The organism is Mycolicibacterium brisbanense, assembly GCF_001570425.1.
GTDB lineage: Bacteria > Actinomycetota > Actinomycetes > Mycobacteriales > Mycobacteriaceae > Mycobacterium > Mycobacterium brisbanense.
The window spans coordinates 85,412-110,189 of sequence record NZ_BCSX01000039.1; the positions used below are offsets into that span (position 1 = coordinate 85,412).

At 63.8% G+C, this 24,778-nt stretch carries 27 protein-coding genes and 1 pseudogene; 20 read left to right on the top strand and 8 right to left on the bottom strand.

The genetic code is table 11. The annotated features are described in order from the left end of the window. Positions 1 to 47 precede the first annotated feature (47 nt). Positions 48 to 728: a TetR/AcrR family transcriptional regulator gene (locus tag RMCB_RS21290; RefSeq protein ID WP_165606307.1), complete on the bottom strand. Its 681-nt coding sequence runs from the start codon at positions 726 to 728 to the stop codon at positions 48 to 50. Positions 729 to 944: 216 nt separating this feature from the next. On the opposite strand from RMCB_RS21290, the gene RMCB_RS21295 reads away from it, so the two are divergent. The 5 genes from RMCB_RS21295 to RMCB_RS21315 all read left to right on the top strand — a co-directional run bounded on the left by RMCB_RS21295 (position 945) and on the right by RMCB_RS21315 (position 7,054). After that, the gene (locus RMCB_RS21295) at positions 945 to 2,114 is read left to right on the top strand and encodes a saccharopine dehydrogenase family protein (protein WP_062830405.1); all 1,170 of its coding nucleotides are present in this window, start codon (positions 945 to 947) and stop codon (positions 2,112 to 2,114) included. A gap of 9 nt (positions 2,115 to 2,123) precedes the next feature. Continuing rightward, entirely contained in the window at positions 2,124 to 3,662 is a 1,539-nt protein-coding gene (locus tag RMCB_RS21300) for a class I adenylate-forming enzyme family protein (RefSeq protein WP_072278520.1), read from the top strand. Between the two features lie 17 nt (positions 3,663 to 3,679). After that, on the top strand, positions 3,680 to 4,795 hold the full coding sequence (locus tag RMCB_RS21305) for a Zn-dependent alcohol dehydrogenase (RefSeq protein WP_062830407.1): 1,116 nt from the start codon (positions 3,680 to 3,682) through the stop codon (positions 4,793 to 4,795). Between the two features lie 150 nt (positions 4,796 to 4,945). Next, positions 4,946 to 5,806: a phytanoyl-CoA dioxygenase family protein gene (locus RMCB_RS21310; protein ID WP_062830408.1), complete on the top strand. Its 861-nt coding sequence runs from the start codon at positions 4,946 to 4,948 to the stop codon at positions 5,804 to 5,806. 15 nt (positions 5,807 to 5,821) lie between these two features. Continuing rightward, on the top strand, positions 5,822 to 7,054 hold the full coding sequence (locus RMCB_RS21315) for a PucR family transcriptional regulator (RefSeq protein ID WP_062830409.1): 1,233 nt from the start codon (positions 5,822 to 5,824) through the stop codon (positions 7,052 to 7,054). 31 nt (positions 7,055 to 7,085) lie between these two features. Here RMCB_RS21315 and RMCB_RS21320 read toward each other — a convergent pair whose 3' ends face one another. Further along, a complete protein-coding gene (locus RMCB_RS21320; RefSeq protein WP_062830410.1) occupies positions 7,086 to 7,709 on the bottom strand; it encodes a TetR/AcrR family transcriptional regulator in 624 nt (207 codons plus the stop codon). A gap of 111 nt (positions 7,710 to 7,820) precedes the next feature. Between RMCB_RS21320 and RMCB_RS21325 the strand changes: the two genes are divergently transcribed. From RMCB_RS21325 to RMCB_RS21335, 3 genes are read left to right on the top strand one after another with little or no spacing between them, the layout of a single operon-like run. Further along, the gene (locus RMCB_RS21325) at positions 7,821 to 8,360 is read left to right on the top strand and encodes a carboxymuconolactone decarboxylase family protein (protein ID WP_062830411.1); all 540 of its coding nucleotides are present in this window, start codon (positions 7,821 to 7,823) and stop codon (positions 8,358 to 8,360) included. Between the two features lie 47 nt (positions 8,361 to 8,407). Then, positions 8,408 to 9,055, top strand: coding sequence for a nitroreductase family protein (locus RMCB_RS21330; RefSeq protein WP_062830412.1), 648 nt, complete (start codon positions 8,408 to 8,410; stop codon positions 9,053 to 9,055). A 23-nt stretch (positions 9,056 to 9,078) separates the two neighbouring features. After that, a complete protein-coding gene (locus RMCB_RS21335; RefSeq protein ID WP_062830413.1) occupies positions 9,079 to 9,591 on the top strand; it encodes a YkgB family protein in 513 nt (170 codons plus the stop codon). A gap of 307 nt (positions 9,592 to 9,898) precedes the next feature. Here RMCB_RS21335 and RMCB_RS21340 read toward each other — a convergent pair whose 3' ends face one another. The 3 genes from RMCB_RS21340 to RMCB_RS21350 are packed head-to-tail and all read right to left on the bottom strand — an operon-like array spanning position 9,899 to position 13,103. Continuing rightward, positions 9,899 to 10,477, bottom strand: a complete 579-nt coding sequence (locus tag RMCB_RS21340) for a carboxymuconolactone decarboxylase family protein (protein WP_014382408.1) — start codon at positions 10,475 to 10,477, stop codon at positions 9,899 to 9,901. A 35-nt stretch (positions 10,478 to 10,512) separates the two neighbouring features. Next, positions 10,513 to 11,613, bottom strand: coding sequence for a zinc-dependent alcohol dehydrogenase (locus tag RMCB_RS21345; RefSeq protein WP_017205332.1), 1,101 nt, complete (start codon positions 11,611 to 11,613; stop codon positions 10,513 to 10,515). Next, on the bottom strand, positions 11,610 to 13,103 hold the full coding sequence (locus RMCB_RS21350; RefSeq protein WP_024445489.1) for an acetyl-CoA acetyltransferase: 1,494 nt from the start codon (positions 13,101 to 13,103) through the stop codon (positions 11,610 to 11,612). The genes RMCB_RS21345 and RMCB_RS21350 overlap by 4 nt, the downstream gene beginning before the upstream one ends. A gap of 84 nt (positions 13,104 to 13,187) precedes the next feature. Here RMCB_RS21350 and RMCB_RS21355 point away from each other — a divergent pair, with 84 nt between their 5' ends. The 4 genes from RMCB_RS21355 (at position 13,188) to RMCB_RS21370 (ending at position 15,907) form a co-directional block, all read left to right on the top strand. After that, positions 13,188 to 13,841 (top strand): TetR/AcrR family transcriptional regulator, encoded by a 654-nt coding sequence (locus tag RMCB_RS21355; protein ID WP_370474583.1) that lies wholly within the window; start codon positions 13,188 to 13,190, stop codon positions 13,839 to 13,841. Between the two features lie 45 nt (positions 13,842 to 13,886). Continuing rightward, positions 13,887 to 14,324 (top strand): PaaI family thioesterase, encoded by a 438-nt coding sequence (locus RMCB_RS21360; RefSeq protein WP_011560605.1) that lies wholly within the window; start codon positions 13,887 to 13,889, stop codon positions 14,322 to 14,324. Then, a complete protein-coding gene (locus RMCB_RS21365; RefSeq protein ID WP_011560604.1) occupies positions 14,324 to 15,235 on the top strand; it encodes an alpha/beta fold hydrolase in 912 nt (303 codons plus the stop codon). Before RMCB_RS21360 ends, RMCB_RS21365 begins: the two co-directional genes overlap by 1 nt. A gap of 90 nt (positions 15,236 to 15,325) precedes the next feature. Then, positions 15,326 to 15,907, top strand: a complete 582-nt coding sequence (locus tag RMCB_RS21370; protein ID WP_005110548.1) for a TetR/AcrR family transcriptional regulator — start codon at positions 15,326 to 15,328, stop codon at positions 15,905 to 15,907. A 16-nt stretch (positions 15,908 to 15,923) separates the two neighbouring features. Here the strand turns inward: RMCB_RS21370 and RMCB_RS21375 are convergent, their stop codons facing one another. From RMCB_RS21375 to RMCB_RS21385, 3 genes and pseudogenes are all read right to left on the bottom strand, one after another. After that, on the bottom strand, positions 15,924 to 17,123 hold the full coding sequence (locus tag RMCB_RS21375; protein WP_011560602.1) for an NAD(P)/FAD-dependent oxidoreductase: 1,200 nt from the start codon (positions 17,121 to 17,123) through the stop codon (positions 15,924 to 15,926). Continuing rightward, positions 17,120 to 18,508, bottom strand: coding sequence for a cytochrome P450 (locus RMCB_RS21380; RefSeq protein ID WP_017205331.1), 1,389 nt, complete (start codon positions 18,506 to 18,508; stop codon positions 17,120 to 17,122). Before RMCB_RS21380 ends, RMCB_RS21375 begins: the two co-directional genes overlap by 4 nt. Positions 18,509 to 18,538: 30 nt before the next feature. Beyond that, positions 18,539 to 18,859, bottom strand: a pseudogene (locus RMCB_RS21385) (2Fe-2S iron-sulfur cluster-binding protein). 114 nt (positions 18,860 to 18,973) lie between these two features. Here RMCB_RS21385 and RMCB_RS21390 point away from each other — a divergent pair. The 8 genes from RMCB_RS21390 to RMCB_RS21430 all read left to right on the top strand — a co-directional run bounded on the left by RMCB_RS21390 (position 18,974) and on the right by RMCB_RS21430 (position 24,763). Continuing rightward, entirely contained in the window at positions 18,974 to 19,978 is a 1,005-nt protein-coding gene (locus tag RMCB_RS21390; RefSeq protein ID WP_011560599.1) for a helix-turn-helix domain-containing protein, read from the top strand. Positions 19,979 to 20,258: 280 nt separating this feature from the next. Next, positions 20,259 to 21,425, top strand: a complete 1,167-nt coding sequence (locus tag RMCB_RS21400; protein WP_011560598.1) for a thiolase family protein — start codon at positions 20,259 to 20,261, stop codon at positions 21,423 to 21,425. After that, positions 21,422 to 21,859, top strand: coding sequence for a Zn-ribbon domain-containing OB-fold protein (locus tag RMCB_RS21405; protein WP_011560597.1), 438 nt, complete (start codon positions 21,422 to 21,424; stop codon positions 21,857 to 21,859). Before RMCB_RS21400 ends, RMCB_RS21405 begins: the two co-directional genes overlap by 4 nt. After that, positions 21,856 to 22,899: an LLM class flavin-dependent oxidoreductase gene (locus RMCB_RS21410; RefSeq protein WP_014382413.1), complete on the top strand. Its 1,044-nt coding sequence runs from the start codon at positions 21,856 to 21,858 to the stop codon at positions 22,897 to 22,899. The genes RMCB_RS21405 and RMCB_RS21410 overlap by 4 nt, the downstream gene beginning before the upstream one ends. Next, positions 22,892 to 23,350 (top strand): FAS1-like dehydratase domain-containing protein, encoded by a 459-nt coding sequence (locus tag RMCB_RS21415; RefSeq protein ID WP_011560595.1) that lies wholly within the window; start codon positions 22,892 to 22,894, stop codon positions 23,348 to 23,350. The genes RMCB_RS21410 and RMCB_RS21415 overlap by 8 nt, the downstream gene beginning before the upstream one ends. After that, complete coding sequence (locus tag RMCB_RS21420) at positions 23,347 to 23,772, top strand: dihydroxy-acid dehydratase (protein WP_011560594.1); 426 nt, start codon at positions 23,347 to 23,349, stop codon at positions 23,770 to 23,772. The genes RMCB_RS21415 and RMCB_RS21420 overlap by 4 nt, the downstream gene beginning before the upstream one ends. Positions 23,773 to 23,804: 32 nt before the next feature. Beyond that, positions 23,805 to 24,296, top strand: coding sequence for an FAS1-like dehydratase domain-containing protein (locus RMCB_RS21425; protein ID WP_017205330.1), 492 nt, complete (start codon positions 23,805 to 23,807; stop codon positions 24,294 to 24,296). Beyond that, complete coding sequence (locus RMCB_RS21430) at positions 24,293 to 24,763, top strand: hotdog family protein (RefSeq protein ID WP_011560592.1); 471 nt, start codon at positions 24,293 to 24,295, stop codon at positions 24,761 to 24,763. The genes RMCB_RS21425 and RMCB_RS21430 overlap by 4 nt, the downstream gene beginning before the upstream one ends. The last annotated feature ends 15 nt before the right edge of the window (positions 24,764 to 24,778 follow it).

A 24,778-nucleotide genomic window follows, 5' to 3' on the forward strand; every position in this document is an offset into this window, starting at 1 on the left:
CGGGCGCAGTAACTGCAGCGGCGAACGGTATGTGCCGCTGTCCGGGTTCAGTCGGCCCGATGTCCGACGAGCATGGAGCGCGCCATCTGCCAATGCAGCTCGGCGACTTCCTCGGGCTTCATCGGGCCGTCGGTCTGGAACCAATTCGCGACACGATCACACATGGCGATGATGGCGATCGAGACAATCGTGACCTCGGCGTGCGGCACCTCTGGGGCGAAGGCCGTCACGCGGTCGCACACCAGATTCAAGTAGGCGCGTTGCGCGGAGAGCAGCCTGTCGTAGTCGTCGGTCGACAAGAACTGGCCCGCGGTGGCGGTGTTGAGAACGAGATCCGCGACGCGAGCAATGTGCATGTTCTGGATTTGGTACAGCACGTGTCGGCGGACCGTCTCCCGCAGTTCTTCCTCGGGATCGAGGCCGCTCACGTCTGCCGCGTTGTCCATGAAGTCGGCCAGTACCCGGGACACCGCCTCGGTAAGGATCGCTTCCTTCGAGGGAAAGTGGCTGTACAGTCCGGGCGCCTTGATGCCGGCGGCTTCAGCGACTTCCCGAACGGTGAAGGCGCCGAATCCGCGATCGGCGACGATCGTGATGGCGGCTGCCAGGATCCTCTCGCGCATGACGTCCGGATCGAAAACCCGGCCGAGGCTCGCAATGGCTGCTGAACGGTCCCGCTCCGGGGAGCTCGCGGCATGCCGGGCCGAGGAACCTCTTGCGGATGTCATGTGTCCTCCAGGTAGCCGGGTCGGTCCAAGGTTACGACCCTCGGGTCGGGCCTGAATTCGGTGGGCTGCGCGGTACCGGCGCATGAATGCAGGGCGAACTGTTGACGGGAACCAGCGTCGACCGTAGCCTAACGAATGTTCGTTCGTAAGCTTGCGTGAGGAATCCGCACCGACTGGCGTACCTCGGCGAGGGCGCGATCTTGGAAGGGGCACGACATGGTGTCTGTAGGTATTGCCGGCCTGGGGCAGATGGGCGGAGCCGCTCTGCGGATCTTGCTCGACCATCTGCCCGATGCGCAGTTCTTGGCGATGGACCGTTCGCCTGAAGCGCTCCGCCGCGCCGAGGCGCTCGACCCGGGACGCGTTCGAGGACAGATCGTCGACGTCACCACGGGGACGGTGGACCTGGACGGGCTTGACTTGGTGCTCAACATGTCTGGGCCGTTCTATGCCGGTTCGGGCAGCCTGGCCCAAGCAGCGTTGAGGGCGGGCACGACGTACATCGATATCGGTGACGACCTCGAGGCGACCGAGACGGTCCTGGCTATGGACGCCGATGCCAAGCGCGCGGGCGTCGCGCTCGTCAGCGGTGCGGGATGGTCCCCCGGAGTATCGAACTGGTGCGCCGCCCGTTTGCTTGACGAATTCCCCGACAGTGACGGCGTCCAGGTGGTGTGGGCGACTCACGAACGGGATCCCGGAGGACTGGCTCCGTTGCGCCACATGCTCCACATGGCGGTCACGCCGTGTCCCGTTTGGCGCGACGGGCAGTGGGTGCAGTCGCCGGGTTTTGTGCCGGAAACGGCCGCGACGTTCACCTTCCCCGATCCACTCGGCGTCATCCAGGCATATGACACCGCTCACCCAGAGCCGAGGACCCTCGCCAGGTTCTTCCCCCGGTTGCGAAACGCGAGTTGCAAGGGGTCATTGCGCCCCGACTGGGCGAACGCAGCATTTTCGACGCTGGGGCGCATCGGATTCGGCCACGATGACGTCGTGGTGAACATCGCCGGACAGGATGTGGAACCGGCAGAGTTCCTCTGGAAGATGATGTGGGCACGGCACGAGGCATCGGCCAGACCGAAGAACGGTAAACCGTTGACAGCGCTGTTGATTCAAGTTCTCAACGGGCCTCGCGTGCACGGTGCCGTTGCACTGATCGATGATGCGCCGATGTCGCGTGGTACAGGCCTCGGTGCGGCTGTCGCCGCACTTTCGGCGCTGCGGGAATGTCCTCCGCCGGGAGCGTGGGGGCCGGAGATCTTCCCCTGGCAGTTCGCCCTCACCGAGTTCGAGAGAATCGGACGCTCGCTGGGCGGATTCGGGCCGGGTATCCAGAGCCTCGCAGCCGAATCTGCACCCCTTTCGGCGCCTGCCGGAGTCTGAGGGATCTCGATGACGCACTCTTCGGACACCGAGCATGCGAGCCTTGCCGAGACGGTGGCTCGCTGGGCGGCAACACGACCGACAGCCGTCGCATTACGTTGCGGCGGAACGGCTCTCACATGGCTGGAACTCGACGAAGCGATGACCCGCTTCGGCGCCGCACTGCGCACTCGCGGTGCGCGAATCGGCGATCGTGTCGTGTTGCTCGGGGAGAACAGCCTGGAATGGGTCGTCGCATTCCTCGGGTGTCAACGCGCACGTCTGATCGTCGTTCCGATGAACACCCGGCTCGCACGCAGTCAGATCGTGGCGCAGGTCGCCAAGGTCGACGCCAAGGTGGTGCTTCACGACGCGGGCCTCGTCCCTCCGGACTTACTCGCTTCGACCGGCGCTCAGTGCATCGAGCTCGAGGCGCTGCTACGGGAGACGGGACAGTTTCCCCTCGATCAGGTTGCCGCATCTGACGATTCGGAAGGCCATGACGTTCCCGCGCTGATCAGCTTCACCTCGGGTACCACTGGAATCCCCAAGGGTGCAGTCATCGGCAGTGTCGCGATTTCTGAGCTGGTATACGCGTTCTCGAACTATTTCGAAACGGGTCCGGACGACAGCACTCTCATCGTCGTCCCGATTTTTCACAACACGGGCTTCGCAGATCAACTGGCGCACATGGTCGCATCCGGCGGGACGACGAACTTGTTGCGGCGTTACCGGACTGGGGAAGCGGCAGCGGAGTTGATAGCACGGCCGGTGACATTTCTGGCGGCCGTACCGAGCATGCTGCGAATGCTGATGCTGCACGACGAGGCTGACGCGATCTTCGGCGGCATGCGCGCAATCATGTACGGCGGCAGCGCAATGCCCGAGGCCTGGGTGCAGGAGCTCCTTCGGCGGTGGCCCCACCTCAAGCTCGTGCACGCCTATGGACTGAGCGAGTTCACATCGGTGTGCACGTTCCTGCCGAGTGACTTGGCTGCGACCAAAGCCGAATCGGTGGGACGGCCACTGCCCGGCGTCGAATTGCGCATCGTGGACGAGTCGGGCGCAGACGTGGAACCTGCCGGGCTGGGAGAAGTGTGGGTCGCCGGACCGACGCGGATGCTCGGCTACTGGGATGAGCCGGGTTTGACGTCCGAGAAGATGACCGGGCAGTGGCTGCGCACAGGCGATATCGGTCACATCGATGACGACGGCCTGCTGTGGCTGCACGGCCGAGCCGACGACGTGATCAACCGCGGGGGTGAGAAGATCATGCCCACGTTCGTCGAGTCGCACATCGCTCGTCACGAGAACGTGGCGGCCGCATGCGCTTTCGGCTATGCCGACGATATTCTGCAACAGCGTATCGCAGCGGCCGTCGAGCTTCGCCCGGGCACGGCCTTCGATGAGCAGGAACTCGTCGGGTTTCTTCGGACGTGCTTGCCGGACTATGCGATTCCCGATCGATGGGTCCTGTACGACGCGCTTCCCCTGAACGCATCCGGCAAATTCGATCGTAAGGCCGTCCGTGCTGACTTCGAGGCAGCACTGAACCCGAAACCTCTATGACTGAAAAGGGATCTGCCATGACCATCGAATTCGACGCCGCCGTCTTCAGGACGCCGAACGCACCACTGACCATCGAGAGAGTTTCGCTGCCGTCGACGCCTCCGCCCGGCGACGTACTCGTGCGGCTCAAGGCTAGCGGGTTGTGTCACAGCGACTTTCACGTGCTTGCCGGTGAGTGGGGCGTGCCGACACCCATGATTCTCGGCCATGAAGGCGCCGGGATCGTCGAGAGCGTGGGGGAGGGGGTGACCACCCTGGCGAAAGGCGATCACGTTGTGCTGTCGTGGACACCCTCATGCCGCAGGTGCCGTTACTGCATCAGCGGGCGGCCCGTCTTGTGCGACATGGTCAGCCAGCATTCGGCCAACCATCTGTCCTTCGACGGCCGGTCGCGGATCACCGGGGCAGACGGCAAGGACGTCCTGAGCTTCGCCGGCGTCGGCACGTTCGGCCAATACGCGATGGTGCCCGAATCCGGCGCGATCGCGATCCGCGACGACGCGCCCTTCGAACAGTCGGCATTGATCGGCTGCGCCGTCACCACCGGTATTGGGGCCGCCGTCAACACCGCCAAGGTGCGGCCCAGTGACATCGTGTTGGTCATCGGCTGCGGCGGTGTCGGACTCAACGCCATCCAGGGTGCGCGCCTGGTCGGTGCGCGGCAGATCATCGCCGCCGACATCTCCGACGAAAAGTTGCGACAAGCACGGGTTTTCGGAGCCAACGACATCATCAACAGCGCGCAAGAGAATCTGGCGGAGAGAATCGCACAACTGACCGACGGGCGTGGTGTGGAGGTCGCCATCGAGGCCATCGGACTGCCGCAGACCATTGAGGCCGCCTACGCTGCCTTGGCCCGAGGCGGCACCGCCGTCGTCGCGGGCCAGGTGGCGGACGGCATGAAGATCACGATCGACCCGTTCGTCATGTCTGATCAAGAGCTTTCCCTCATCGGGTCGAACTATGGCTCAAGCAAGCCCGCCACCGATTTCCCGTTGCTCGTCGAGCACTACATGCACGACCGCATCGACCTCGACTCGCTCGTGACCCGCGTCATCGCCCTGGAGGAGATCAACGAGGGGTTCGACGAGATGAAACGCGGCATCGGGATCCGTTCGGTGATCAAGTACTGACGGTCGATGGGTGCAATATGCACCGTGTGCCCGCGTGATTGGTTGAGAGGTGCCCGTGGCACTGCGCCAGCGAAGCGGCAATAGTGAGATGTACGCCACACCAATCGCTAGGCGTTCCATCAAAACTCAACTCGCAGAAAGAGATACGCGATGACAACCGCAGTTTCGAACCTCAGGAAGTTGCCCCACACGGCGGACATCGCGGACATTCGCGCCGTCGTCGCCGAGGACGGCGGCGTGATCATCGAGGGCCTGCTCACCCCCGAGCAGGTCACGCGTTTCAACGCCGAGATCGAGGCGCCGCTGGCCGCGCTGACCCCCGGCGGCAAACACGAGCTCGAGATCGTCAACGAATTCCACGGCGCCAACACCAAGCGCCTCACCAACCTGGTCACGCACAGCCCGGTTTTCCGGAACGAGATCATCAACCACGACCTGGTGCATGCGCTGTGTGACGCGACCTTCCTCGAGGAGTCCGGCACCTACTGGATGACCACCGCCCAGGTCATCGAGATCGGGCCCGGCAACCGCGCGCAGTTCCTGCACCGCGATCTCGAGAACTGGTTCCCCTTCGTCGGCATGGGCCCCGCCGGCCCGGAGATCACCCTCAACTTCCTCATCGCCCTCACCGACTTCACCGAGGAGAACGGTGCGACCCGCGTCATCCCGGGCAGCCACAAGTGGCCCGACTTCCAAGATCGCGGCACCCCCGAGCAGACGGTTCCCGCGATCATGAAGGCGGGCGACGCCCTGTTCTTCAGCGGCAAGACGGCCCACGGCGGTGGCGCCAACGTCACCACCGATCAGTACCGCCGCGCGGTGTCCTTCGCGTTCAACCCGGGCTTCCTGGTCGGGGAGGAGGCCTACCCGTTCCTGGTTGATCGGGACGTGGTGAAGACGCTGCCTGAGCGCGTCCAGCGCATCCTCGGGTTCCGCTCTCAGTACCCCACGGGCTCGCCCGGTCTGTGGATGGTCGACTACCGCGAACTCGCCGATCACCTCGGCCTGTAACGGCAGACTGTTGCCATGACACCGGATCAGCTGTGGCCCGATGCATCCGATCCGGTCCGCCGGTTGATCCGGGAACTCGCTGAGTCGATGCTGGCGAGGTCCGGCGACGTCATCGACGATCTGACTGCAGCGTCGCTGCAGGACCCGAAGTACCGGGCGATCGCCGATGACCCGGTGCTCGCGGATGCCGACGCGCAGATGGTGGTCTCTCACCTCAAGCACTGGCTGACGTCTAACATTGCAGAACCCGGTCGTCGGGTCAGTCCCGCCACGGGAAGCGTCATGCGCACATATGCCCGCGATGTGGTGCTGCGCGGCCTCACGACTGACGATGTCCTGGGGTGGCGATCCGCTCAACGCGTCGCCTGGAATTGGTGGCTAGCGGCGTGTTTCAAGACGACGGACAATGCGGATCAGCTTCGCGAACTGATCGAGATCTCCGGGAATTCGCTGACAACATTCGTCGACGACTCCATCGCCGAACTCGCCGAACACATCCGTCGGGTACGCGAGGAATTCGCCGGTGGCTCACAGCTGCAGCGCTACGCCACCGTCGAACTCCTGCTCCAGGGCGCAGACATAGCACCATCGCGCGCCGAAGCGCAGCTCGGCTACGCGCTGACCGGTTCGCACGTCGGCGCCGTCGTCTGGGTCGACTCGGAACAGGATGTCGGCTTACTCGAGCGTTGCAGTGAGCAGGTGATGCGGGCATGCGGTGCGCACCGGCGGCTGACGGTGGTCGCCGGCACCACCGCGTTGTGGCTGTGGATACCGGCGAAGACAACCCCAACGGTCGATGCCCTCGCCGAGCACCTGGGGCGACGGCGCGGTGTGCGCGTGGCCCTCGGCCGCACGGCACCTGGCGTCAGCGGTTTCCGGCGAACACATATGGATGCCGCTGCAGCGCAACGGCTTCTAGCACGCCTGGAATCCGAGCTGTCCATCGTGCGCTACGAGGACGTCCACTTGGTGGACTTGTTGTCGACCGACCTGTCATCTGCTGATCAGTTCGTGACGGACGTGCTCGGTGAGTTCAAGGACGCCAGCCCGGCACTGCACCAGACCGTACTGACCTATGTCGACGAGGGACTTAACCGGACGAGCACCGCCGAGCGGCTATACACACACCGCAACACCATCGATCGACGCCTTGCCCGCGTCGACGAGCTCCTGCCGAAACCATTCGCGCGCAACCCGATCGAAGTGACAGCTGCCCTGACGCTGCTCCGGGTACGCGCAGGGCAGTGAGCTGCGCCCAGGCGTGGGGTGGTTGGCGGAGCTATGTCGCGAAGGTCTGAACGTGGTCGATGGCCGCGTTGAGCGCGTTTTTCAGCGGGGCGACATCTTGTTGCACCTGGGTGAGGACCATGCCGCCCTGGAAGGCCGAAAGCAGGAGATCGGCGAGCTGCTCAGGGTCTGCGTCGGCGTTGAGGCGGCCGAGAGTCTGCATCCGCACGAGTCCGTCTCGGAAGATCGCCCGCCACTGATCGAATGCTCGGGCGAGCTCGTCGTGAACGTCCAGATCTGACTTGATGATCTGGCTCGCCAGGGAGCCAAGCGTGCAACCGTCCTGGTAGGCGCTCTCGTGGACGACGTAGTAATCCACCCAGGCCCGAAGTGCATCGATGTTGTCGAAGCCGGCGAATTGCTCGCCGCCGTAGAAGTTCAGGATGCGCTCGGACTGCCATTCGATCACCGCCAGGACGAGGCTTTCTTTGGTCGGGAAATAGTGGTTGAGCTGCGATCCGCTGACTCCGGTGACACGACGGAGCTGCTCGTTGTTGGTGGCGGCGACGCCGTTGGCGTGGATCAGCTCGGCGGCGTGCTCGAGGATCCGCGCCCGCGTCGCTTCTCCCTTTTTGGTGAGCTTGCGCGCCTCGTGCACTGCCGTTTTGTCGGTCATGGTCGAGACAATACCAAAATTGGGCTTGACAGCCCACTGCATCTCGTGTTCACTCCAGAAGTGGGCTAAACAGCCCAAAAAGAGTTCCCCACTACTGGAGGTTGATCCGCCATGTCACGTCTGACCACTCCCGCTTCCGATGACATCGCCGCTGACGCCCGGAGCGTCCTGGGCAACGTCGGTAAGCAGTTCGGCTTTGTTCCGAACATGTTCGCGATGCTTGCGTCGAATCCGACGGTGCTGGATGTCGTCATGTCGCTGCAGGTCAGCCTGAGCCGCGTGCTGGACGCCAAGACCCGGCACACCATTGCGCTGGCGGTGTCCGAAGCCAACAGCTGCGATTACTGCCTGGCGGTGCACTCATATGTGTCCGCTGAGCTCGGCGGGATGGCGCACGACGACATCGCCCTGGCGCGGTCCGGTAGCTCGATCGATCCCAAGCGCGCCGCCGTCGCCCGGTTTGCTCAGCGAGTGGTCGAAACCCGGGGCCAGGTCACCGACGCCGACCTGGCCGCGGTGCGAGGGGCCGGCTACACCGATCCGCAAATCCTGGCCATCATCACCGTCGCCGTGCAGACCCTGCTGACCAACTACATCAACAACGTCAACCAGACCGTCATCGATATTCCGGCGGCAGGCACTGCCGCGTAACCCCACCGGCCGTCACGTCAAACCCATTGCGAAGAAAGCGAATTGATATGAACATCGACAACCTCATGAGCCGGCACCTTACGAGATACTTCGACTCCAGCAAGACAATCCCGGCGGAATCCCTACAGCAGTTGCTGCGCTTTCTGCGCTCGACGCCGTCATCGGTGAACGTGCAAGCCAGTCGCTACTACGTGCTCGGCACGCCCGAAGGGAAGGCGCGGCTCGCGGACAACCTCGGCGAACGGTTCCTCGACAACGGCGCAAAGATCCGGGATGCGTCGCACGTCATCATCTTCACCACCAGAGCCGCCCTGCCCGACAGCCACCTCGACGAGGTGTTCGGCAAAGAGCAGGCTGACCGGCGCTTCCCCGACGCTACGAAACAGGCGCTATGGGAATCGATGACCCGCGACTTCCTCAACCTCCGCACCTACGGCTATAAGGACTTGAGCCACTGGATGGAGAAGCAGTCCTACATGGCGCTGGGCATGACAATGATGGCGGCCGCCGAATTGGGCTTCGATGCCACGCCGCTGGAAGGTTTCGACCCGGCCAGTGTCGACGCGGCATTCAAAATCCGAGAAACCGGATACACCACGACGGTTCTGCTGGCCCTCGGCTACCCGGACGCCGCCAAGGTCTACACCAACCCGATTTCGAGATTCGACCACGACCGGCTCTTCACCTTCGTCTGAACCTGAAAGAAAGGTACGCAAGAATGTCCAGCAAGAACGACGTGCTCACTACTGTCTGTCAAAACAACGCCCCGGCCGTCAGGACTCTCGCGCAGTTAGTCGCCCGCTATGGGCTTGCGATAGTGATCGGCTGGATCGGAATCTTCAAATTCTGCTCCTACGAGGCCCTCAACATCGAGCCACTGGTTGCCAACAGCCCCTTCATGGGTTGGCTCTACGGCATTTTCAGCGCCACGACGTTTTCGTCGATCCTCGGCGTCGTGGAGATTGTCACCGCACTTCTGCTGATGGTAAAGCCGTGGTATCCGAGGGTTTCGCTGGTGGGCAGTGCCTTGGCGATAGTGCTGTTCGTGAGCACGTTGTCATTCGTCATCACGACACCTGGGGTCGGTGAAGCATCGGCCGGCGGGTTCCCGCTGCTCTCCATGACGGGGCAATTTCTCATCAAAGACATCGTGTTGCTGGGAGCTTCGATTTTCACCCTCGCTGATGCGATGGAAGCCATCGCTCATCGAGTGACGGTGGAAACAGTGTGAATTCGTCTCGGGTGGTCGAGTCGTTGTGTGCCGCCAGGTCATTTCAAGCTGTCGAGCCTGGTGTGCAACATAGGTGCGGGGCGCTCGGTTTGCCGGAGCCTGGGCCATCCATACGAGGCTGATTTTTCAGGGACATGCGCGGCCACCCCCAACAGAAAACCCCGGCCAAAGGCCGGGGTTTTCTGTAACCGATGACTCAACTCATCACAGTGTGTCCGAGGGGGGACTTGTCCGTCTACGACACGGGTCGTGGTCTGGCGATTGGGGCGCTGACCGCTTCGGTCAAGCACCGGTCCACGTTTTTCGCTCAATCGCAACCCTGAGGAGCTCGCCCATCGGGCGGCCAGCCGTCGGTACCGGACTCAAGCGGAATATTCAGAGATCGAAGCAGGATCGAAAAGAGCCGCCAATTGGCGATTGCTCCGACAAGTTCGACCAAAACGGCGTGATCGCTATTGAATGCCTTCTGGCACCCAGCCCAGTTTTCCTCGGAGATGACCCCGTCGCGTACCACATCATCGGTCGCTGCGAGGACCGCACGCTCGACTGGCCCGAGGCTTTCGGAATTCTGCCAGTCGCGCACCGCCAGGAGATCATGCTCAGGCACGCCGAGCAGTGTGGCGATTCGCCAATGTTGAGTCCATTCGTATTCGGAGCCAGTAATCCAGCCGATGCGCATGATGACCAGCTCGCGTAGCCGCGCGTCAAGGGAACCGCGGAAGAGTAACGCGTCTAGCAGCCCATACAGCGCAACCGCCACACGCGGCTGATGAAGTGCCACGCGGAATACCGACAGGTCTGCCAACTCTTCGGGCAACCCACATTCGGCAGCTCGCAGCTGGGCCTGCTCACGGTCGAGCATCGGTACGCGTTCCGCCATGGTCACGGGTGGCCCTCTCTGTTGAACCTCTGCCCACGCCGTTAGGGCGTGGGCAAAAAGACGTTGTGCAGCGCCCCACTTGATCGGGCACTTTCATCTGCAAGCGAAGTGAGCAGCTGCGCGAGCCCAGCGAATCCGGTTGATTCTCTGGTGATCCGGTCGAACGGCCAGCGGCCCAGGGCGAGAATCTCGAGGGCTGCCCGGTGGGCGGGATACTCCACGCCGAGTGCGCCTACGACGTGTAATTCTTTATAGACCAACAAGTCTGGTTCAAACCGGGGCGTGCCGCCTCCTCCACGGGTGCCGGCCACCACAATTGTGCCGCCGGGCCTGGCAAGGCCGACGGCATCGGCGAACGCGGAGGGTGCTTTAGCGGTGACGTCGACGACCACGTCGGCAAGCCGTCCGCCTGTCTCACGCTGGAGCGCGGTCACTGCATCGTCCTGCGATACATCGATGGGCAGGTCGACACCGAATGATCTGGCTATGGCCAGTCGTTGTTCGTCGCGTGGGCCTACGCCGGTCATCGCGACGAACGCGGCTCCCGCCTCTTTGGCCGCCACCGCCGCACAGATTCCGCGGATGCCGGGCCCCAGGATCGCTACGACGTCCCCGGCCTTGGTGTCGGGAAGAGTCGCCCCCCACTGGATACCGGCCCCGAGAGGGTTGAACAACGTGGCGAGAACGGGGTCCATGTCTTCGGCAATCGGGAGCAGCATCGCGTCCCACGGAAGCTCCACATGGGTGGCGTATCCGCCCCATAAGCCCGCGCCGACCTCCACGTCGACAAACCCGAACATGGTGGCGATGCCGTTCACCGCGCACCGCCGGTATTCGCCGCGGCGGCACTCGGGGCAGTCTCGGCAGGACCGGAACACCTCAACGGCCACGCGCTGGCCGGCTTGTACACCCCAGCGTTGGCCAGCCGCAGCGCCAACATGTTCGACGATGCCGACGATTTCGTGCCCTGGAACGAATGAGAAGCCGGCAGGCAGGTGTCCGGTGAATTGTTCGTGATCTGTTCCGCACAGACCGCATGCTTCAACTCGCAGGATCGCACCCCGGTCGCCGACGTCGGGGATGGTCATCTGGCGCCGCTGCAGACTCCGCGGTCCGGTCAGCACCATCGCCTCGGCGATCATGGAAGCTCGAACCCGGTGAACGACCCTGTGTTTCGGAGGCACACCGTTTTACCTACGTACATTTCCGCGCCCATCGCCTCGGCGATCTGCGGATCGTCGCTGCGTGCGACGACTCTTTGCCCGTCGGACAGGTGCGCGATGATCGGAGTCCATCGAGGTTGGCCGTCTCGGTCGTAGACGACGGTGTATCCGTCGACTGTCGCGCAACCGGTCGCCTCGTCGGCGCCTGCGACGGCCAGCCGCGATGAATCGATTTGAGCTTGTTCGACCGCCGTGTCGAGCAGTCGCCACCCGGCTGGTGGCGGGGTGGCCGACCACACACCGACCGAATGCTTCGTCGAATACCACCCGAGGCCGGTGACGAGTCCGGCATCGGTTGGGTCGCGTCGGCACCGTCGGACCATCTCCACGATCGAGTGGCTGACGTAATTGTTTCCGGGACCGCCGTGATAAGGCAGGCCTCCGGTTACTGTGAGGCCTCTGTCGTCGAGGGGGTCCAAGTCGAGAGCCTCGGCAGCCATCTCAATTGCCGACGGGAAGCAGGAGTAGAGGTCGAACCACCGGATGTCGTCGGTGGTCAACCGGCCCGCATCGAGAGCCTTCCGTGCCGCTACCTCGATACCCGATGAGCGGCTGAGGTCCGGCCGTTCCACGGGGAAGTACACGTCGTTGCAAGTCGCTGCTGACCAGGGAAAGACCCAACGATCGCGCGCGACGCCTAATTCGTCCGCCACCTCGGCCGCCATGAGAATGAAGGCGGCAGCCATGTCGACGGACATGATGCTGTTGAGCAGCTTGGGATAGGGCAAGCAGACCATGCGGTTTTCCGCGGTGACTTCGCTGAGTTCGGTGGCACTTCGTGCGCGTGGGAACCAGGCCTGTTCCGGATGGCGTGCCGCCTCGGCTGTGAACGGGGCCATCAGCGTGCCCAGCCACTCCCGTTGAGCATCGAAGTCGCGGCCGTGGCGCGCGGCGATCGCGGACTCGAAGATGGGATACACCTCGTGCGGCCAACTCAGACCCACCGACAATTCGGCTTGACTCAGCCCGGGGCGGGCGTCGCCCAGGGATTCGTCGTCGGAGCGGGGTGGGGGCGGCGAGTCGAGAAGTGCCCCGCCCTGAAGCTTGCGTGCGGAATGCCCGCTCTCCGCCCCGACGACCAGGACGACATCTGCACGGCCTTCGCCTATTTCGCCACCCAACACTTCGACGAGATACTGCGGGGTGTTTCCGCCGACGGGACAGCTGATGCGGCGGGCGGGACTGATGTGCATCGCTTCGGCGATCCTGCTGGCGGGATTGTCGCGCGGTATGACCAGGATGCCCGGAGTCGCGACGGTGTCGATGCGCCGCTCGACCGGGCGACTTGCGTCTTTGACCGCGCGGCGTGCGGCTTCTACCGCCAAGTCGATCGGGTCCACGAAGTCGTTCCCGCGATGGGTAACTTCGCCCACGCCGACGACAACCGGGGTACGCGCTTCTACCAACATCGGCATCGGCATCCGCTCAGGGCCACGGGGCTGACTTGAGACATAACTGCGATGGTGTCATGTGCGTGGGCAAGTCACAATGGTGTGCGCTCGCGGCATACTGGCTGTGTGTCGACGAGGTTGTTGAGATGGGGCGCCGCCGCGCCGACAGATCGTGGGTCCGCTCGCGACCGGTTGCTCGATGCTGCCGAGCGGTGCCTCGAGAGTTGCGGTGTGGTGGGCACGACCATGGAGGACATCGGCAGAACAGCGGGTGTGTCCAGGGCAACGGTGTATCGCTACTTCCCCAGTCGGGAGGCGGTGATGTCGGGTGTCATCATTCGCGCCGCCGAGCGCTATCTCGACCGCATCAGCCCGCGGATCGCGGCGCACGCCGACCTGGGCTCCGCGCTCGTCGATTTCGTGGAATACACGGTTGAGGCCGCGCGCCGCGAAGAGATCATCGGATTGTTGTTCGGCAGCGACGAGGAACTCGCCGGCGTGGGTCTCGCGGCGGGGACCTCGACGTCCCTCTTCGAAATCGTCACCGAATTTCTGCGTCCCATCTTCACCAGACACTGGAGTTGCGTGGAACCGGGCGTCTCCGTCGACGACGCCGCCGAGTGGGTTGTCCGCACGATATTGAGCCTGCTGACTGTTCGAGGGCCGCGGGAGCGCAGTCGTGACGGACTCCGGGCGTTTCTGTCGAGGTTTCTCCTTCCGGCGATCCTGGCGGGTGACCACGCTCGACCGATGTGACATCTATGGCGTAATGTCTCGACGGCAGATGAGGTAGGAGGGCCTGTGCAATTCACCACGTTCAACGAACAGGTCGCTGAGCAACTAAAGAGCGCAGCAGAAACCACGGGCGGGTTGGCCGGTTACCTCGGCTTCCGTCACACCGAATTCACTGCGGGACGGCTCGTCGCGGAGATGGACGCACGCGACGACCTGAAGACGCCTTTCGGGAACCTGCATGGGGGCTGCTTATCGGCCATGGTCGACCACTGCCTCGGAGTGGTGTTTTATCCCGTGATTCCACTGGGATCTTGGGTCGCGACAACGGAGTTCAAACTGAATCTGCTTCGTCCGGTCTCTAGCGGCACCTGTGTAGCCACAGCCGAGATCATCTCGCTGGGCAGAACCAGCGGTGTGGCGCGTATCGACATCTGCAACGACGGCAGAGCGGTGTGTGCGGCCCAGGGAACCGTCACCGTCGTCGCACCGAAGACGAGCTCCTGATGTCGGCAAAGAGAACAGGCGATTCGTCGGCTCCTGTGGTCGAGCGCGTGCCCACGGCGGACGGGCTGACGCTGGCGGTCGACCTCTACCGCTGTGATGCGCCGCGGGCGGTCGTGTTGCTCCTTCACGGCGGAGGTCAAAGCCGACACGCCTGGGACGTCACCGCCCAACGCCTGCACCAGCGGGGCTACACGGTGGCCGCGTACGACACCAGGGGACACGGGGACAGCGACTGGGACCCCGACGGACGCTACGACGGGGACCGGCTTGGATCCGACCTATTGGCCGTGCGCTCATACGCCGATTCCGGCCGCCCCGTCGCCGCGATCGGCGCCTCTCTGGGCGGCTTGACCATTCTCGGAACACACTTGCTCGCCCCGCCGGACCTATGGCAGGCCGTCGTCCTGGTTGACGTCACTCCGCGAATGGAGATGGAAGGCGCCCGACGAGTCGTAGCGTTCATGTCGGCACACCCCGAAGGTTTCGACAGCCTAGAGTCGGCCGCTGACGTGATCGCCGCCTACAACCCGCACCGCCCTCGCCCCGAAAACCTCGACGGCCTCCGAAAAGTCCTCGCCCGTCGCGAAGACGGTCGCTGGGCCTGGCGATGGGATCCAGCTTTCGTGACGTCGAATTTCCAGTTCCTGCAGGGTGATCCAGACGAAGGCGCTAAAGACTTCGACATGATGAGCGCGTTCCTTCTTGATGGTGCGAGGCAGGTGTCCGCGCCAACGCTGCTGGTCCGGGGCCTACTATCTGACATGGTCTCCGAAGAGACAGTAAAGCATTTCCTGACCGTCGTTCCGCACGCGCAAACCGTTGACGTATCGGGCGCGGGACACATGATTGCCGGCGACAACAACGACGCATTCTCGACGGCGGTCGTCGAATTCCTCGACAGGACCACATGAACCCTGCTGTCGGTTGACTGCCCATGTAGGGCTGGCGCCTATCCTGCTCCTATGCCAACTGAACCAGCGCGGGTGTCTTTCCGCCGGCATGTGCGCGAAAAGGTTTTGAGGGCGACACGAGAACTCGCCATCGAGAAGGGCTGGGATCAGGTCCGGATGAGCGAGGTTGCCGAATCGGTCGGCGTCTCCCGCCCGACGTTGTACAAAGAGTTCGGCGACAAACAGGGGCTCGGCGACGCGCTTGTGGTGTCGGAGGGCCAGCGCTTTATGGAAGGCATTCTTGCCGTCCTTGCCGAACACGTGGGCGACGTGCGGGGCGGCATCACCGCAGCGGTGCAATTCACCCTCTGTGAAGCAGAAGACAGCCCGCTCCTCAAGGCAGTTCTGACGTCCAACCCTTCGGGGAATGATCGCGGTGGCTCGTCGTCTACTGGAGTCCTACCTCTTCTGCCGACGTCGGCTTCCCTGCTTCAGCTCTGCTCCGCGGCTCTGATCACGTGGTTTAACGACCACTTCGACGATCTCGATCCCGAAGACGTTGAGGAGGTCGCAGATGTTCTGGTGCGACTGACAGTGAGTCATGTTGTACTCCCAGCCGCGGACATCGCCACCACCGGTGAGCGGATCTCCCGCGTAGCACTCAGGTACCTGGGAGTTGTCCACAGTTTGTAACTAGCAAGCTCTCGTGTCAGATCGAGCCGGCGAGGAGCTCTGAGCGGTCAACTCGGAGCTGCTGGCTGATGGCCCGCTTACTGAACATGAAATCGCGAGGACGGTTGACGCAGTCGGCGGCGATGAGTTCACGATCGCGGAAGTAGAAGCAGCTGAAGTCACGGTCACGCGACGGGTCGCCGCTGAAGACCACTTCGTCGTATCCGGTGTTGAGACCGGCGATCTGGAGTTTGAGATCGTACTGGTCGGACCAGAACCACGGAAGCGCAGCGATTGCGCTGTGTTTTCCGCAGATTGTCGCCGCAGCGATCTTGGCCTGCTCGCCGGCGCTCGATACGGATTCCAAACGAATACGCGAGCCGTATCGAGCCATGGTGTGGCTGGTGCAGTCGCCGGCGGCCACGATGTCGGGGTCGCTGGTGCGGGCCTGGTCGTCGATCACGATGCCGTTGTCGACGGATAATCCTGCGGCCGAGGCGAGCTCGGTGTTCGGCACCACACCGACGCCGACGATGACCAAGTCGGCGGGGATCGGTTCGCCGCCTGCCAGCACGACCTCCTGCACTCTGCCGTTGCCGGAGAAGGCTTCGACGAGAGCGTGTGTTCGGATCTCCACTCCCTCGCCGTTGTGGATTCGGGTGTAAAACGCGGAAACCTCCGGCGCGGTGACCCGTTCGAGTACACGCTCGGTTGCCTCGAGGACGGTGACGTTCATGCCGAGCGAACACAGCGAGGCCGCCGTTTCCAACCCGATGTAACCGCCGCCCACGATCACAACCCTCCGACCCGGTGTAGCGGCGGCACGGATCAACTCGACGTCTGCAGCGGTACGCAGGTAGTGAATTCCGGGAAGATCCACCCCTGGTGTGGGGAGTCGTCTGGCCCTTGCGCCGGTGCACAACGCGAGCTTGGTGTACGTCAGCGTGTCGCCGGTGCTCAGAGACACACGCTTGGCACTCCGGTGGATCGCCTCCACGGTCGCATTCAAGAGTCGAATGTGCTGCTTTTCGTAGAAATCAGCGCCGCGAATCAGGAGGTCGTCGAGGCCGTTCTTGCCGGCCAGGTATCCCTTCGACAACGGAGGCCGGTGGTAGGGCAGTCCCCCCTCGTCGCCGATGAGCACGACCTCCCCAGACCACCCCTCCCTTCGAAGATTAGCTGCCAACTGCGCGCCGGCGTGGCTCGCGCCGACGATCACCGCTCGTTCGGGAGTCACGCACTTGGCCTGGGAGTGAGGCGAACCATCAGCTTGCTGATACCCCTGACGAAATTCGATTGCACATACTCGGGTTCGCCGACCACCTCGATGTTCTCAAAGCGAGGGAGCAATTCCTCCCACAGGATTCGAAGCTGCAACTCAGCAAGTCGGTTTCCCATGCACCTGTGCACGCCGAACCCGAACGAGATGTGATTGCGGGCGTTGCTCCTATCGATGATCAACTCATCGGCCCGCTCGAAGACACGCTCATCGCGGTTACCAGAGGCGTACCACATCACGACCTTGTCGCCCTTGCGGATGAATTGCCCGTTCAACATGATGTCTTTTTTCGCGACTCGGCGCATGTACGCCAACGGGGTCTGCCAGCGAATGATCTCGGATACCATGTTGGGAATCAGGTCAGGGTTCGCCTTCAACTTCTCGAACTGATCGGGGAACTGGTTCAAGGCGAGAACCCCTCCGCTCATCGAGTTGCGAGTCGTGTCGTTTCCCCCGACGATCAGCAGTACCAAATTGCCGAGGAATTCCATCGGGCGGTCGATGAGATCCTTAGTGTCCTCGTTGGCCTGCAGCATCGTGATCAGATCGAAGCCCGGTCGCTCCCCGTTGGCGGTACGGGCCCACTTGTCATGCCAGAGAGCGCTGAGACCCTTCGCCATGTCGACCATGCCACGAAACACTCTGTCGTTGTCGGAAGGACCACCATTGGCTTGCTCCATGGAGGTGGCGAGGTCCGACCATTCCACGAGCTTGTGCCGCTGCTCGTACGGGAAGTCCAGCAGGGTCGCGAGCATGCGCGCTGTCAGTTCGATGGAGACGTGGTGCACCCAATTGAACGGCTGATCCACCGGTAGATCGTCCAGCACTTCCTGGACACGCGAGCGGATCAGCCCCTCCATCTCGCGCAGGTTCTTCGGCGCGACAACCCCTTGGACGGAAGCGCGCTGCAAGTCGTGTTGTGGCGGATCCATCGCGATGAACATGGCGATGTCCATGAAGCGGGGCGGTCTCCCGATGATGATGAACGGCTCTGCGGAGAAAGCCTCGTGGTTCTTGTCGACGGCGATGATGTCCGCGTGGCGGGTCACCGACCAGAACGGGCCGAACGCACTGTGAGCCTGGTAGTGCACCGGCGCCTCGTTGCGCACGCGTTCGAAGTAGGACTTCCAGCGGCCTTGGCGGTAGAGGAACGGGTTGCTGAGATCGATGTCGGCGATATCAACGTCCTCGACCGGAGGAATGGGCGTCTCGGTGAAGATCTTCTTACCATTGGTTCCGGTTACCCACCGGCGTGTCTTGTCGTAGAGGTGTGCGCCGCGGATTTGCAGCTCCAGAGGCACGGCAGACTGGGCTTTGGCGGCCACTGCCGCGGGAATACTCATTATTGTTTCCTCCAAATCCATGACGTTGTTTCAGAGCTGGAACTCAGGTAGCTCGACCGTCAAGCCATCCCATGCCTCGGAGGCGGACATCTGGCAAGACAGCCTCGACGTCCGCTGACGCTCGGGGTTCATCGCGAGCATCTCCTCTTCGTTGGCGCCGCAGAGTCCCACCGTTGTCTCTTATACACCTGCGACGATCACGTGGCACGTTCCGCATGCGGCTTCCCCTCCACAATCGCCGTCGATGCCGGGCACCGCGTTGTTGACCGCAACCTGCATCAAGGACTGCCCTTCGGCCAAGGGGGCTTCGTACTTCTCGCCGTCGTGAGAGACGAAGGTGACGACTGCCATGATTAACTCTCCTCAATTTGGAACTCCTCTATTTAGCGTTGTCGCGCGTGACCAGCGTCGCTAGGCTCGCAGGAGTCAAAAAGTTGTGTTTTTAGCTCACGCGCAGGGAGGCACGTGAAACTCGACGACTCGGGTATGCCAGCGCTGGCTTTCCTGCAGATGCTGGACAGTGAGGCGCTGGGGCATGACGCCAGCATTGCGCTCCGCAGCATCATGGTTCGCGAGCACGTTACCGAGTCGATGTTGGTGGGTCGCGACGCGCAGGTCCCCTTACGGTGGTTCAGGGAGATATATTCCGATTTCGATTGTGATCAGGGAACCCGTCTGGGTTTCGCGTTCGCTGAACACGCCAAACTGACGTCCTTTGGGGCACTCAGTGTTCCCTTGGTCAGCGCGGGCTCGGTAGCCGAGGTTGTCGAGTTGCTTGCTTATCTGCCGGTGATCACCACAGCCCTCAGCCCGACGTTCCATTCGACGGAACGCGGCCTCACGATCGGGCTCACCGGTCGCACCGGTGACGCGGGCCTGAACTGCCTGGCCGTCACCTACGGTGGGCTGGCGCTGTTGCGTCTGCTCGACATGCTCGCGGGTGCCGTACCGAATATTGAACTGCATTTAAGTCATTCAGCGCCGGAGTCGTGGGTTCTTCATGACGAAGTGTTGGCGGGTCGGATCTTCTTCGACGCCCCCAGCTCGTTCGTCCACGTTCCCGCGGCTTCGCTCGAGGAGGTCTGTCGATTCTCCGATCCTGTGGCGTACCGGATTGCCGTCACCGATTTGCAGCGAACTCTCGATCAACGACGTGACACGTCGGTCTCCGAAAAAGTAAGGGACCTGCTCGAAAAAGATCCCGGAAAAACGAACATCAGCCGGACGGCGGGCGAGCTTTCGATATCCCCGAGCACGTTGAAGCGGCGCCTCCGCGAAGAGGGGACCACCTTTCGCGAATTGCGTCAGTCGTTCTTGCGGGAGCGAGCAATTCTGCGACTTCTCGACAGATCGTTGTCTGTAAGCGAGATCGCGGCAGAACTCGGGTACGCGGAGCTCACGAACTTCACACATGCCTTCAAACGGTGGACCGGTCGTTCACCGCGCCACTTCAGAAAAACGCGCGACTGAGGGCTATAGATCCGCCCCGGCGTGTGCCGGGCGACCATCGGAACCAGCGGGCTTCACGATCGGCCTCATCTGTCACCTGGACATCGTCGAGAAACGACACGATCGGCGCGGGTTTCGGTCATCGCAGCACCCTCTTGGGAAGAGGCGCAAGGACATTCCAGAGAATCCATACCGCGCTAGCGGCGGGTGCGGGCGGGGGTGACGCGGACCTCTAGGCACGCTATGCTAACCGTCGTTCACGTCGGGACCGGCGTTGGACGCGTGGTCGAGAGGAGTCCGGATGCCACACGACCAGCCGGCCATCATCGGTGCCGCCGAACTCGCTCCAGGGAGAAACGTTCCGTACACCTCCACTGAATTGCATGTGCGCGCCGCGGTCGCGGCTCTCGCCGACGCAGGGGTGGTCCCAGACGAGGTCGACGGTCTGGTGTGCGCCGGGCCGATGACGAACGAGGGTTCGATCTTCCTGTCCGAGGACCTCATGGACTATCTCGGGCTGCACAATCTGAAACTTCAGATGACCTGTCAGCTTGGCGGCGGGACCCATCTCGCCATGACGCGCATGGCGAGTAACGTCATCGCCCGGGGCGAGGCCGAGACGGTGCTGGTCGTGTCGGCGGGCAAGTTTCCACCGATCCGCGATGGCGGGCGCGAACTGATGGCGCTGGTGTGTGACCACGCGTTCGAGATGCCCTACGGACCGTCCGTGCCGGCGCTCTACGGTTTGATCGCGCAGGCCTGGATGCACGAGACGGGACAGGGCAAGGCGGACATCGCCGAGGTCACCGTGTCGCAGGACCGTTGGGCCGCACTGAACCCCGCGGCTATCGCGCACGGCGCTCAACGCCTGACTGTGGAGGACGTGCTGGCGTCCCGGCCGATCGCCGGGCCGTTCCACTTCTACCACTGCTCGATTCCCTGCGAGGGCGGTGGCGCGCTGGTGCTGGGCTCGGCCCGCCGGGCTCGCGCGGGCAAGCACCGGCCGGTGCATTTGCTGGGCTTTGGAGAGGGTCACACCCACGGTTTTCTGACCTCGCTGGCCCGGCCGGGTCGTACCGGGGCCGCCCGTTCGGGTCCGATGGCCTTTGAGCGCTCCGGACGGGCGCCGGCCGACGTCGACATCGCTTTGCTCTACGACGCCTTCGCCTCCAACCCGGCGATGATCCTTGAGGAGGCGGGTTTCGTGAAGCCCGGTGGGGCAGGCGATTTCTACCGTGACGGCTGCGCCGATCCGGGGGGCGACCTTCCGGTGAACACCGACGGCGGCCTAATCCGGTTCGGGCACACCGGGACCTCCTCTGGCATTTCGCAGATCCTTGAGGGTTACTGGCAGTTGTCCGGTCGCGCCGAGGGCCGTCAGGTGCCCGGGGCGGATACCGCGTTCGTGCACAGCTACGGCTCGATGCTGTGCAGTCACGTCAGCATGGTGATGGAGGGAGCGTCATGACCGCAGCTTCGAGTTCTCTCGACGGTCTGCACGATCCTGAGGCGCTGCCGCCGCTGACCGATGTCAACCGTCCCTACTTCGCAGCAGCGGCCCGCGGTGTACTCGTCTTCCAGCGGTGCGCGAACGACCACCCTTTCCTCTACCCGCGGCTGGTGTGTCCCGTCTGCCATGACGGTGAGTTGGCCTGGGAGACCGCGGCGGGTACTGGTGAGATCGTCAGTTTCGCGCCGGTGTACCGCCCCCCGTGGGACTCGTTCCCGCGCAGCGAGCCGTACGTCGTCGTGCTCGTTCGTCTGGACGAGGGGCCGCAGTTGTTGGCCAGTCTCGAGGGCGTGGCCCCAGATGAAGTTGCGATCGGGGCGAGAGTGCGCGCAGTGTTCGAGCGGGTGAACGAGGACCTTGGGCTGGTCCGATTCAGGCTGGCGGCGTCGTGACCACGTACGGGGTCTCGGTGCTCGGCGCGGACTTGGCCACCCTTGTCGAGACCGCCGAGGCTACCGACCTCGCCGGCTTCGACGCCGCCTGGGCCTCGGAGTTCTACTCGCGCTCCGGCTCGATCTCGATGGCCGCGATGGCCGCGCGCACAAAGCGCTGCCGCATCGGGTCGTCGATCCTGTATGGCGTCGGGCGCAGCCCGCTCGTGCTCGCCACCGAGGCGCGTGACCTCGACGAGCTTTCAGGCGGGCGCGTCGTACTCGGGCTCGGCAACGGTACACGCCGCATGATGAGCGACTGGCACGGCGTGGAGGACACCTCCGCTCCCGCTCTGCGCATGGAGGAGCTGGTCCCGCTCGTGCGTCGGATCTGGAACCTGCACGAGGGCCCCGTGCGCCATGAGGGGCGCTTCTACCGGATGAATCTCGTCCCAACCGGCGACGTCGCGCCGCCGAAGCGAGCGATCCCGATCATCACCGCGGGCGTGCGTCCGCGGATGTGCGAGGTGGCAGGGCGCGTAGCCGACGGGTTGGCTGGTCATCCGCTGTTCACCACGACTTACGTCGAGGAGGTCGCCCGCCCAGCCGTCGTGCGCGGTGCGGAGCGGGCCGGACGCGATCCCGCCGACATTGAGATCGTCTCGATGGTCATCTGCGCGGTGCACGACGACCCACAGATCGCACGTCGTGAGGCCGCGCAGCAGATCGCGTTCTACTCCTCGGTGAAGACCTACGAGCACGTGCTCGACGTCAGCGGTTTCGCCAGGCAGGCAGCGGCCATCCGCGACGCGTTCGCACGGCGTGACCTGCCGGCCATGTTCGCCGCGGTCACCGACGACATGATCGACGCGATGGCGGTGGCCGGCACCGCCGCCGAGGTCCGAGAAGGGCTGCGCCGCTACGAGGGCGTGCTGGACCACATCGTTCTCTACTCACCCTCGATTGGTCTCGCGCCCGAGCGCATCGCCGAGAACCTCGGCAGCCTCATTCGCGATTGTGCGCCGGCCTTCGCCGGCGGGAAAGGTGACCAGAGTGGCTGACGCATCGCTCATCGGGACGCAACTCGGGAGGACCACGTTTCCCGTCGACCGGTCCAAAGTGCGCGAGTTCGCACTTTCGCTCGGCGACCGCGACCCGATCTACCAGGACGTCGCGGCCGCCCGCGCCGCCGGCTTCGGCGCGATCCCCGCTCCTCCGACCTTCGTCGTCTCCTCGGCTCACTGGCGCGCCGACGACGACATGTTCGGCGCCCTCGGGCTCGACCTGCGACGCGTACTGCACGGTGAGTGCGGCTGGGAGTATTTCGCGCCGGTGTTCGTCGGCGACGAGCTCACCGAGACTCGTCGGGTGTCGAACGTGACCAGCCGCGAGGGGAAGCGCGGCGGCATCATGACAATCGTGACGATCGAGACCGACTTCACCAACCAGCGCGACGAACTCGTCGTGCGCCAGACCGACGTCTTGATCGAAACCGGAGGCTCCACCCAATGACGACATCCCCCGCGCCGGTGGCGTTGGCCATCGGCGACGAGATGCCGACCTCACAGTTCGGCCCGCTGACGCGCTCGCACATCGTTCGCTACGCCGGCTCCGGCGGCGACTTCAACCCGATCCACCACGACGAAGAGTTCGCCCGCGCGGCCGGCATGCCCGGTGTGTTCGGCATGGGACTGCTGCACGGCGGTGTGCTCGCGCAGCGGCTGACCGCCTGGGTGGGGCTGGCCAACATCCGCTCGTTCCGCATCCGGTTCACCGGTCAGGTATGGCCCGGTGACCTGCTCAGCTTCGGCGGCAGGGTCACCGGCGTGCGCGAGGCCGGAGGGCAGCAGGTGGCAGACCTCGAACTCGTGGTCACGCGCCAGACCGGCGAACCCGCGATAAAGGGGAGCGCCGTCGTGCAGGTGACCCGGTGAGCGCGCCAACGAGCGACGTCACCGGCCTCGGGATGACGTTCGGGACCTTCGACGAAGGCCGGGCGTGGGTCGGTCATCGCTCCGAACCGCGGCATGCGTGGTTCCCGATCGACCGCTCGATGGTGTTGTACTACTGCTCGCTCGTCGAGGACGCGAACCCCCGTTACTGGGAGGGTGAGGACTGCCCGCCCGGGCTGCTGATGAGCCTCGGCTTCGCGCCGCAGTGGGTGCCCGGGTACCTAGCGCGTGCCGACATGATGTTCGCGCTCAGCGTCCCGTTGCCGGGCCACCACATCATCAACGCCTCGACGACGACGGAGTTCGAACGCCGGCCCCGGGTAGGCGATCACGTGTCGATCGTGGAGGAGATCGCCTCGATCTCCGAGCCCAAGACGACGCGGGTGGGCACCGGTGTGTTCATCACCACGGTGAGCACCTTCTCCGACCAGCACGGTGAGGTCATCGGCCGCAACACCAACGTGCTCTTCCGATACGACACCGCCGATAGTGAAGGCGCATCATGAACGACTCCACCGAGCGCAGCATGGTCCGCGTCCCCGTGCGGTTCGAGGACATCGCCGTCGGCGACACCCTGACGCCCGTCTCGATCGAGATCAGCTACAAGCGCATCTGCATGAACGCGGCTTCGACATGGGACTGGTTCCCCGGTCACCACGACCCCGACTACGCGCGCAGCCAGGGCCAGCGCACGATCTACCTGTCAACCCTCTTCTTCCATGGCTTCATCGACCGCGGCCTCAACGAATGGGCCGGACCCGACGCGCTCATCCGGCGCCGCAGAATCTCAATGATCCGGTCGATCTATCCGGGCCAGACCGCAACCCTGAGCGGCAAGGTCGTGGCCAAACGCGACGATGGCGGACGGCGCCTCGTCGACCTCGAGTTGCTCGTCTCGAGCGAAGATGGTCCGTGCGTGCCGAGTGAAGCCACCGTTGAGCTGGCCGACCCGTTTGTCGAGGTGCCGGGGTGAGCTGCCACTCACATG